Here is a 1,893-nt window from a genome sequence, read left to right as displayed (position 1 = left end):
TGGGGCGGGGCTTCTCGCTGGTGGCGGCGGAGATGCGCCGGCTGGCGGAGAACGTCATCCGCTCCACGAAGGAGATTGAAGGCCTCATCGGGGAGATCCGCGACGCGACCAACGGCGCGGTGATGGCCACGGAGGCGGGCCTGAAGACGACGGAGCTGGGCACGCTCCTGGCGGCGCAGGTGGACGACAGCCTGGGCCTCATCCTGGAGCTGGCGCGGCAGACGTCGCACGCGGTGCGCAGCATCTCGCTGGCGACGCTGCAGCAGCAGACGGGCACGGATCAGCTCGCGGCGGCCATGGGCGACATCCTGCGCGTCACCGAGCAGAACGCCGCGGCTACCAAGCAGATGGTGGCGGCCAACGCGGACCTGTCCGCCCTGGCGGCGGACCTGCAGCACGTGGTGCAGCGCTTCCATGTAGAGCCCGTGTCCGGCGGCGAACCCGCCGCGGCTCCCGGCGCGTCCGGCGCGACGGGAGGGGCGTGACATGGCCCTCCCTTCACAGGAGGCCCCCCGCCGGGCCGACTTCAGCCGGCAGCTGATGTTCCCCGTGCCGCTGGCGAACCTGGTGGGCTCCACGCTGGGGCTGCACTTCGCGTCGCTCGTGGTGGACGACGCGCGGCTGCGGCTGGGCGCGCTGGTCAGCCTGGTGGTGGGCGTGAGCGCGCTGCACATGCTCCTGGGCGCGGGCGTGTCCCTGCGCCGCTTCCCCCGGCTGCGGGCCCTGGAGCGCGGGGCCCTGTCGCCCACGTCCGAGCACCTGGCGCTGGCCGTGGGCGAGGTGGCGCGCGCGCCGGGCGAGGCGTTCTTCCGCTCGCTGGGGTTGTGGGGGCTGACCACCGGCGTGGTGGCGCTGACGCTCTGGTCGGTGATGGAGCTGCCGGGGGGCGTCACCCTGCGGGTCGCGGGGCTGGGGGCGCTGTTCGGCCCGCTCACGTCGCTGCTCGTGTACGGGCTCGTCACGCTGAGGGCGCGGCGCGGCGTGCTGTGGGTGGCGGAGCAGGGGCTGTCACATGCGCAGGTCATCGCCGCGCTGCCCCGGCGCTCGCGCATCCGCACGCGGCTGGTGGCCTTCACCGCCATCTGCGTGGTGACGCCCGCGGTGATGTGCGCGCAGGTCGTCACTGCGCTGACGGACCGCCTCTTCTCGCGCTTGCTGGAGGCGGGCAGTCCGGACGCGCAGGGCGTGCTGGTGGACGCGCTGCGGCTGGACGCGTTCACGTCCAGCGCGCTGCTGTGCGCGGTGGTGTTCGGCCTGGCGCTCGCCACGGCGTACCTGGGCGGGACGCTGCTGGGGCGGCCCATGCGGGAGCTGTCCGGCGAGGCGCGCCGCATCGCCGCGGGTGACCTGGCCAGCCCCCGGCTGGTGCCCGCGGAGGACGAGGTGTGGGCGGTGTCCGCGGCCTTCACCACGATGCGCACGCACCTGGCGGACGTGCTCGCGGAGCTGCAGCGCGCGGGCTCGCAGATTTCGGCCACCACGGAGGAGATCCTCAGCACGTCCGGGCGCTACGAGGCGGGCGCTGCGGAGCAGGCCAGCAGCCTGGATGAGACGAGCGCCACCACGGAGGAGCTGGCGCGCTCGGCGAAGCAGATCGCGGAGAACGCGAGCTCGGTGGCGGAGATCGCCCAGCGCACGCTGGCGGCGGCCCAGGCGGACAGCGCAGCGCGGAGTCGTTCCTGGACGCCATGTCGCGCATGCGCCAGGACAACCAGGCCATTGGCTCGGCGGTGGCGCGGCTCAACAAACGCGTGCAGCAGATTGGAAAAATCGTCGAGTTCATCAACGGCGTCGCGGACAAGTCCGACCTGCTGGCGCTCAACGCCGAACTGGAGGGCACGAAGGCGGGCGAGGTGGGGCGGGGCTTCTCGCTGGTGGCGGCGGAGATGCGCC

2 protein-coding genes and 1 pseudogene are annotated in these 1,893 nt (G+C 73.4%); all 3 read left to right on the top strand.

What is annotated here, in order from left to right; translation table 11 throughout:
* A partial coding sequence (locus ACLEQD_RS42425; RefSeq protein ID WP_410391653.1) for a methyl-accepting chemotaxis protein occupies positions 1-485 on the top strand: 485 nt, incomplete at its 5' end.
* Between the two features lies 1 nt (position 486).
* Positions 487-1,371: pseudogene (locus ACLEQD_RS42420) on the top strand (methyl-accepting chemotaxis protein); the annotation flags it as partial.
* Positions 1,372-1,688: 317 nt separating this feature from the next.
* Positions 1,689-1,893 (top strand): methyl-accepting chemotaxis protein (locus tag ACLEQD_RS42415; RefSeq protein ID WP_410391654.1); only part of this gene is annotated, 205 nt, incomplete at its 3' end.

The sequence above is a fragment of the Corallococcus sp. 4LFB genome (genome assembly GCF_046520365.1).
GTDB lineage: Bacteria > Myxococcota > Myxococcia > Myxococcales > Myxococcaceae > Corallococcus > Corallococcus caeni.
The sequence above is the reverse complement of the archived record's forward strand: the minus strand, read 5'-3'. Positions and strand labels throughout refer to the sequence as shown.